Origin of the sequence: Arthrobacter sp. S39 (genome assembly GCF_004320525.1) — a bacterium.
In the GTDB taxonomy this organism is placed as follows: domain Bacteria; phylum Actinomycetota; class Actinomycetes; order Actinomycetales; family Micrococcaceae; genus Arthrobacter.
In genome coordinates this window covers 93,245-101,515 of sequence record NZ_SIHX01000012.1, presented here as the reverse complement: position 1 = coordinate 101,515, position 8,271 = coordinate 93,245, and the positions used below count along the sequence as shown (strand labels likewise).

Below are 8,271 nucleotides of genomic sequence, written 5' to 3'. Positions count from 1 at the left end.
CAACCAAGCCCTCATCGCTCTCGCACGACGACGCTGCGACACCCTCTTCGCCATGCTCCGCGACGGCACCCTCTACCAAGCAAAACACCCACAGCAGCTTGACGAAAAACATAGGGACACTCTCACTCCCCGTCGCTTATTTGGGAACCCTCCCGTACTCCCTGCACGACGTGCGGCCGTCGGTTCGTGAGAAACTGGCCAGTATGCCCAGCACAGCCAGCATGCCAGTTTCGAGGTAGTCCCATCTCCATTGATCTGATCTTCAGCAAACTCTCCCGACTCCGGTCCCGGGTGGTCCCGGCACGGTGGGAAAGGGCATTGAATTCGCGCGCTGGCCTGCTCTGGGGCTACCTGGTCATCCACCTGGCCTTCCTCGCTTTTTCCCTGGCCTTCTCGTTGCGGGGGGCAGCACTCGGCGATACTGCCATTTACCGCGACTGGATGATTTCCGGATTCAGCAGCGAGAATCCCACCGGCGGACCCAGCGCATCGGTGTATCCCATCCTGGCCGTAGTGCCCATGGCGTTGGCCGGGGTCGTCGGATCCCAGTTCTACTTCACCGGGTGGGTCCTGATGGTCACCCTGCTCAACGGACTGGCCCTGGCCAAGCTGACCAGGTGGGGACGCGAGCAGCAAGCGATCCGGGCAGCGTGGTGGTGGCTGCTGTTCGCCTCGGTGCTGGGCTTCGTGGGGTTCTCACGGGTTGACGGCGTAACGGCCCCGATCGTCCTCATTGCCCTCGCGTTTGGTGTGTCGGCACCGTTCGTCGCCGCTGTGCTCCTCAGCGTGGGCACCTGGATCAAGGTCTGGCCGGCCGCGGTACTGCTGTCGTTGTTTGCGGTGAGCAGGCACCGGGTGCGGCTGGTCGCGGCCGGGATCGCGGTCACCGCACTGGCGGTGGGACTCGCCGTCGTGATGGACTGGCTCCCCAAGCTGCTGAATTTCCTGACGCTGCAGGGCGACCGCGGCATGCAGCTTGAAGCCACCTTCAGCACGCCGTGGGTGTGGCTTTCAGTGCTGGGCGTCGAAGGTTCGCGGACCTATCTGAACGTGGGGATCGGCTCCATGCAGGTGGACGGCCCGGGGACCGAAGTCATGTCCGTCCTGATGCAACCGTTGCTTCTCCTGGCAGCTTTCACAGTGGCCGGCCTGATTTTCTGGGCCCTGCACAACGGCAAGCAAAGGGGCGGCGCTGACCGGACGGAGCTGCTGCTCGTGGGTTCGCTGACCCTGGCCACTGCCTTCGTCGTGTTCAACAAGGTGGGCTCACCGCAGTTCGTGCTGTGGCTGGGTCCCGCCGTCGCCGTGGGGCTGGCCTACAGCTGGAAAGAATGGCGCGTTCCGGCCGCCATGGTGATGGTCATCGCCGTCGCCACCTTTTTCGTCTTCCCGGTGCTCTTCAACCCGCTCAGCAACAACCATCCCCTTGCGGTCCTGGTGCTGACCTTCCGCAATCTCCTGCTGGTGGTGCTGCTGTGCTGGTCAGTGCGGCGGCTTTATGCCTTGGGGAAAGGCGTTCCCGCCCACCCGGCGCTCCCCTCCGAGGGGAACCCCGGGAGGGAGCAGCGTGAAGTGATAGAGCGTCCGGGAAAAACCCGCAGGAAGTAACGAGCGTCCCCTGGGGGCGGGGGGACTTACTTCTCCACGAGGGTGAGGACGTCGTAGGTTGCCACGATGTCGTCGTTCTGGTTGGTCAGGACGGCGTCCCAGGCCACCTCGCCGTACTCGTCGGTCTCGCGCGGGGTGATCTTCTTCGCCGTCAGGGTCACCCGGATGGAGTCCCCGGCGGCCACGGGTGTGATGAAGCGCAGGTTTTCCAGGCCGTAGTTGGCCAGGACGGGGCCCGGAGCGGGCTCCACGAACAGGCCTGCACCCCAGGCCAGCAGCAGGTAGCCGTGCGCCACGATGCCGGGGAAGAACGGGTTGGCCGCCGCGGCTTCCTGGTTGGTGTGCGCGTAGAAGGTGTCTCCGGTGGAGTTGGCGAACGCGGTGATGTCCTCCAGGGTGACCTGTCGCAGGTCGGACCGGACGGCGTCACCGATCCGCAACGAAGCCAGCGCCTTCCGGAACGGGTGCGCCCCCTCTGAATCCACAGTGAAGTTCCGGTCGGCGCCCGTGTGCCAGACGCCCGTGACGGCGGTGAGCATGTTCGGCGAGCCCTGGATGGCGGTGCGCTGCATGTGGTGCATCACCGAGCGGATGCCGCCCAGTTCCTCGCCCCCGCCCGCCCGGCCGGGGCCGCCGTGGACCAGGTGCGGCACCGGCGACCCGTGCCCGGTGGACGAACGCGCATCCTCGCGGTTGAGCATCAGGACGCGGCCGTGGTGGGCCGCGATGCCCATGACGAGTTCCTGCGCCACCGCGGGATCGTTGGTGCAGACCGAGGCCACCAGCGAGCCGCCGCCGCGGGCGGCGAGGCGGACCGCGTCGGCCAGGTCCGTGTACCCGATCACCGAGGTGACAGGACCGAAGGCCTCCAGCGAGTGGATCGCCTCCGTTTCCGGGTTGTCCCAGCTCAGCAGGACCGGCGACATAAATGCGCCGCCCTCCACCACGCCGGTGGTTCCGTCGGCGGAGGTGACCGACGGCGAATCGAGCGTTCCGTACGCCAGCTCGCCGCCGGCGTCGAGCATGGACTGCACTGCGGCCCGGACGTCAGCGAGCTGCTCCAGGGACGCCAGGGCGCCCATGGTGACGCCTTCGGCGCGCGGGTCGCCCAGGACCACACGCTCCTCGATGCGCTTGCCGATCGCGGCCGAAACTGCCGGCACCAGCTCCTGCGGGACGATGGTCCGGCGGATCGAGGTGCACTTCTGCCCGGCCTTGACGGTCATTTCGGTGACCACGGACTTGATGAAGGCGTCGAACTCCGGCGTGCCTTCGACGGCGTCGGGGCCGAGGATGGCGGCGTTGAGGGAGTCCGTCTCGGAGGTGAACCGGACGCCGCCCTTCACCACGTTGGGGTGCGATTTCAGCGACAGCGCCGTCGCTGCGGACCCGGTGAAGGCCACGAGGTCGCGGTAGTCCAGCACGTCCATGAGGCCCCGGACGGAGCCGGAGATCAGCTGCAGCGAGCCCTTGGGCAGGATGTTGGATTCGATGATCGCCTTCACCACGGCCGCGGCCACGTACCCGGTGGGGGTGGCGGGCTTGACGATGGTGGGGACCCCGGCGATGAAGGCCGGCGCGAGTTTCTCCAGCATGCCCCAGACGGGGAAGTTGAACGCGTTGATCTGCACGGCCACGCCCGGGATGCGGGTGTAGATGTGCTCGCCAACGAACGAGCCGTCCTTCGACAGCACCTCCATGGGACCGTCCACCACCACCTGCGAATTGGGCAGTTCGCGCCGGCCCTTGGAGCCGAAGGTGAACAGGACGCCGATGCCGCCGTCGATGTCGATCATCGAGTCGATCTTGGTGGCGCCGGTCTGGGCCGAGAACGTGTAGAAGTGTTCGCGGCGCGCGTTCAGGTACTGCGCGAGTTCCTTGAGCTTGAGTGCGCGCTGGTGGAAGGTCAGCTTGCCCAGTTCCACCTGGCCGGTGGTGCGGCCGTAATCCACGACGGCGGCGAGGTCCAGTCCGTCGGTGCTCACCTTGGCCAGGACTTCGCCGGTGCTCGCATCCCGGACGGGGACGGCGGTTGCTGCCGAACCGGCGTCGGGAGTCCACCAGGAGTCCTGCACAAAACTGGGGACGGTCTCGACGGTGTCGACTGTGGGTTCAGCTGTTGCAGTGGTGGTCATCGTTGACGGGTCCTTCCAACACGGGGACAAACATTATCGGCCATGACATTACTGACCGTACGTTCGGTAATATACCTACAGTACATGAATGTTCCGTGCTGCACACTAGAACTTCCAGCATTGCCACGAAGGAGAGCCATGACCGCCCCATCGCAGGACAGCCCCGAGTCAGCCCCGGACGTCACTGACGCCGCACTCTGGAAGATCACCCTCGGTGAACTCGACGAGAAGATGGGCGTCAGGATCGTGGAGGAATCCGTGCAGCGCGTGGTGGCCACGATGCCGGTGGAGGGCAACAGGCAGTCGTTCGGCCTGCTGCACGGCGGCGCGTCCCTGGCGGTCGGCGAGGCTGTGGGGTCATGGGCCGCGGTCATCCATGCGAGCACCATGGGCAAGACCGCCGTGGGCGTGGACGTCTCCGCCACGCACCACCGCTCCGCGCGCGGCGGCCAGATCACCATCACCGCCACGCCCATCCACCTCGGCGGCACGCTGACCACGCACGAAGTCCTGATCACCAACGACGCCGGCCAACGGCTCTGCACCATGCGCATCACCAACCTGCTGCTGGACCGGAAAAGCAGCCGCGCACCCCGCTCAGCCGATCTGCCGTCGCTTGCCCCCGAAAACGTGCGGGGGCGCCGCCAGATCCATGGCGACAAGTAACGAGCGTCGCCCGAATCCTTGAGGTAACGAGCGTCCTAGGGGCGGGGGGTGCGCTTCTTCCGGCGCCGGACCAGCACCATCAGGACACCGCCGACGGCGATGGCCGCCAACGCTGCGCCGGCTGCGGTCAGCAGCCCGTCGGCTCCGGTGTTCGCCAGCCTGGTGCCCGCAGGGTTGATGCTCCCTGGGTTGGCAGCCGGAGGTTCGACGACGGTCGCGGCACCTGCCGGGGCGACCGTGCTGGGTGTCAGGGGTGCTGCAGCCGCTGGAGGGATGGGATCAGGCACGGCTACCGGAGGTTGCGGCGCCGGTTCGGCGACGGGCGGCTGCGGGTCCGGGGTGCCCGCTCCGGCCGGCGCGAACTCGAAGGCGCTGGCCCCTGAGGCGCTGAATCCGTTGACCGTTTCGGCGGTGAAGCTGAGCGCGCCGGAGGCAGCACCGGGGGCGGCTTCAGGCGCGGTGAACTGCCAGTTCCCCGCACTGTCCATGGGCACCGCGAAAGGTGCCTGACCGGTCAAGGTGATCCGGACCGTTGACCCGGCAGCGACGGCGGAGGCGGGGGCAGCGGGCACGGTCCCGCCGATGGTTTGCCCGGGTTCGAAGGTCCCGCCGGGTGTGGGAGACGTCACCGTGGGCTTGTTGAGGAAGAGTTCCAGCTGGTACCCGGGCAGGACCGCCAGGGCATCGTCCAGTGTGGCGGCCACCGCAAAGTTCACCGGGGCGCCGGCGCCCTCCCCCGCGGCGTGGATGCCCACCGCGTAGTTGCCGCTAAGCCAGGGGCCGCCGGAGTCGCCGCCGCTGGACTGGACCGCGAACGACAGGAACCCGCTGAAGGCCCTCAGGTCCGCGGGATTGCCGGAGCGGCCCTGGACCACGTAGATGCCCACTTCGTCGATGGTGCCGCAGGACCATGCGGAGGTCCGTCCGGAGCGGCATACCGGCTGTCCCTCCACAGGGGCAGCGGTGCCGATGATCTTAACGTCCGGGCCAGTCTGGGATGGATCGTTCCAGGTGCTGGCGACGGGCTGCGGTTCGAGTCCTGCCGCTATGGAGCCGATCACGGCCACGTCTGTCCCCACGTTGGCGGGGTTGTCCTCGTCCCCCACGATGCTGGTGTTGCCGGGGCCGCCGAACTGGCTGAACCCGAAGGTGCCCAACGGCCCGGCAGCTGTCCAGGCCGGAAATTCCAGGCTGGCCTGCTCCGCGGCGCCGTCGTCCGAGCAGTGTCCTGCGGTGAGGACCGACGGCAAGCCGGCAGGGTCGAACGCAGAGAACCCGGTGGAGCAGATTTCCCCGGTGTCGGCGAAGTAGCCCTGGCCGCCCACCAGGTCAGCTTCCGGCGCAAGGTCCGTGCCGGCGTCGAGCTTGACGTTGGCAAACCGGGCCACAAAGTCCTCGGCGGACACCTTCTCTGCCGCCGCCGGGGAACCCTTGCCGGGGACCATCCTGCCGGTGGTCGATTCGGCGGCGTTCGTGCCGCCGGCGCGGATGACAAATTTCCCGTCGGAGTAGGCCACGGCCTGCAGGCCCTGGGGTCCCACTTCCCGGACGTAGGCCTGGAAAAGCTGCTGCTCGCTGACGGCCAGCTCGGTCCCGGGCGTCCCGTCAGCGGCCTCCGGAGCTGGCGGCTCAAGGGTCAATGAGGGAGTCGAGGCGGCGAGCTCCGCCACCCGTGCCTCCAGCTCCGGCCCCGAGCCGCTGACCAGGATGCGGCCATCCTGCAGGCGCGTGCCGGTGTAGCCGGGGACGCCGCTGAGCGCCTCGGCGGCCGCCGCAGCCTGCCGGCCAAGCTCACCCGCGGCATTGAACTCCTCGGGCGTCAGGCCAAGGTCGCGGGACACTGCTTCCGCCAGGCCGGCGTCGCTGACGCCCGACGTAGCGGGCGCGTCGGCATCGAGTCCGTCGCCCGCCGTCGGGGCAACCGCCGTTTCCGCCGACGCCGGGCCAGCCGCCAGCGCCGAACCCAGCATCAGGCCTGCCGCCGCACCAATTGTCAGAATCCGCTTCAAACCAGCCCCCAGATATGGTCCAGATTTCATTGAGCCACCGTGACGCCGAGAACGGACCGGACAGCGTGGAGCTCAGTATCGGTGAGGCCGTGCCCCAACAGGAAACCCTCTGTGTCCAGGTCCCGGACGAAGATCACCACGGCCCGGCCACGTTCCTCGAGCAGCGGTGCCAGTTCGGCTTGCCCGACGTAGCGTTCGCGGTCGTGCGGCGGCCCGTGGGTGCGGTAGCGCTCGTTGATGCCGCGGGCGGCCTGCACGTACCCGTTGGCGATCTGCGCGTCCGAATCGCCAGCCAGGTCCTGCAGCATGGCGGCCACCATGCCGCTGCGGTCCCGGCCCGCTGCGCAGTGGACCACCACACCGCCGGCGGGCGCGGCCTCGGCGATGGCGCGGAAAACGCCGACGATGTGATCCGGAAACAGCCTGACGTTGTGGACATAGTGGGCGGGGTCGTTCAGGTACGGCCCGCACAGGGCAGTGAACCGCGGGTTGTCGGGCTCTTCGGTGGGTGCGGACACGATCGCTACGCCGGACCACGCTGCATCCGGCACGGCAGGATCGGTGTCCCGGCGCCGGGCTTCACGGGAGTTGCGGAGGTCCACCACGGTGCGGATGCCGTCGTCGAACGCGTTCCGCCAGCCCGCCGCCGTGAGCCATTCGCGCCGGCCCATCCGGTAGACGCTGCCGGCTACGTGCCAGCCATTTACGGCCCCGTCCCAGTCCAAGGGTCCGCCAGGTTTCTCCATCCGGACAGCTAACCACACGCCGGTGAACGCTGCACGCGCACGAATAGGTAGTGTCGCCCGAAAAATTAGGGTAGTTCCAGGCCGTGACCGCCGCTCGGGGCAGGCGTACCGTGGCACTTACCTCACCCGCGCTCTGATCAACTTAGGGGAACACAATGACACTTCCAACAGGACGACGGCGGCGCCCGGCTTTTGCAGCCGGCCTTGCCACCCTGGCCATGGCACTCGGCTTCACGGCCATGCCGGCGGGCGCAGCGCCGCCGCCGCGCGATGTCGATTACGTCGCGGTGGGGGATTCGTACTCGGCGGGGACTGGGGCGGACACCATTGGCACGACGGCGACTGGCCCCTTCGTGCCAACGCTGCCCTGCACTCAGACTGCCAATGGTTATGTCGACAAAGTGGACTTGGCCGCCCCTGTTGTTCTGGTGAAAAACGCGGCATGTCACGGGGCGCTTCTTGCAGACCCGACATTGGACGGGGTCACCAGCGTCGAGGATCAAATAGCCCAACTGACCTTGGGGGGCAAGCTCTCGAAGGACACCGAACTGGTCAGCATGACGGCGGGCGCCAATGATGCCGGCGTGAGCAATGTTCTGTTCAAATGCATCGCGGGCAGCCCCGATGATTGCAGCGGAGCCGTTGTGGCGTCTCAGCTGGCTCTGCCACAGGTTCGCGCAAACCTTATTGAGGCCTTCGCTGCCATTCACAGGGAAGCTCCCCGTGCCAGGATAGTGGTTCTTGGCTACGCAAAGCTGTTCAATACCGCCGGATTTGCAGTAATTCCGGTGGACAGGCAGGAGCTTATTAACGCGGGAACCGTGGGACTGAATACCACCATTGCATCGGCCGCTGCAGAGGCAAATACCTTGTACGGGGCGCAGGTCCAGTTTGTCGACGTCACGGCAAGGTTTGCAGGCCATGAAGTCAACACACTCAGCCCGTGGCTTTTCCTTTCCCAGGTGGATCCATTCGAACCCCGAAACTTCCACCCGAACCAAGCCGGCCATGCTCAATACGCCGAGGCCCTACTCGCATCAGTGAATCTTAAGCAGTTGGCCCGGCCTTAACAGAGCACCGCGGCAACTTACGATACCCACCTGGCCA

General features: G+C 67.0%; 6 protein-coding genes. 3 read left to right on the top strand and 3 right to left on the bottom strand.

From position 1 onward, the window contains the following. The first annotated feature begins 249 nt into the window (after positions 1 to 249). On the top strand, positions 250 to 1,608 hold the full coding sequence (locus EYS21_RS19770; protein WP_131134956.1) for a glycosyltransferase family 87 protein: 1,359 nt from the start codon (positions 250 to 252) through the stop codon (positions 1,606 to 1,608). A gap of 26 nt (positions 1,609 to 1,634) precedes the next feature. On the opposite strand, the gene paaZ is transcribed toward EYS21_RS19770, so the two are convergent. Then, positions 1,635 to 3,743 carry a phenylacetic acid degradation bifunctional protein PaaZ gene (gene paaZ / locus EYS21_RS19765; protein WP_131134939.1) on the bottom strand — a complete coding sequence of 703 codons (2,109 nt, stop codon included), beginning with the start codon at positions 3,741 to 3,743 and terminating at the stop codon, positions 1,635 to 1,637. Between the two features lie 138 nt (positions 3,744 to 3,881). On the opposite strand from paaZ, the gene EYS21_RS19760 reads away from it, so the two are divergent. Beyond that, positions 3,882 to 4,409, top strand: a complete 528-nt coding sequence (locus EYS21_RS19760; RefSeq protein ID WP_242633524.1) for a PaaI family thioesterase — start codon at positions 3,882 to 3,884, stop codon at positions 4,407 to 4,409. A 35-nt stretch (positions 4,410 to 4,444) separates the two neighbouring features. On the opposite strand, the gene EYS21_RS19755 is transcribed toward EYS21_RS19760, so the two are convergent. Beyond that, positions 4,445 to 6,448, bottom strand: a complete 2,004-nt coding sequence (locus tag EYS21_RS19755) for a S1 family peptidase (protein ID WP_131134938.1) — start codon at positions 6,446 to 6,448, stop codon at positions 4,445 to 4,447. Continuing rightward, positions 6,445 to 7,164 carry a tyrosine-protein phosphatase gene (locus EYS21_RS19750; RefSeq protein ID WP_131134937.1) on the bottom strand — a complete coding sequence of 240 codons (720 nt, stop codon included), beginning with the start codon at positions 7,162 to 7,164 and terminating at the stop codon, positions 6,445 to 6,447. The genes EYS21_RS19755 and EYS21_RS19750 overlap by 4 nt, the downstream gene beginning before the upstream one ends. A 155-nt stretch (positions 7,165 to 7,319) precedes the next feature. Here EYS21_RS19750 and EYS21_RS19745 point away from each other — a divergent pair, with 155 nt between their 5' ends. Then, complete coding sequence (locus EYS21_RS19745; RefSeq protein WP_131134936.1) at positions 7,320 to 8,234, top strand: SGNH/GDSL hydrolase family protein; 915 nt, start codon at positions 7,320 to 7,322, stop codon at positions 8,232 to 8,234. Positions 8,235 to 8,271: the final 37 nt, after the last annotated feature.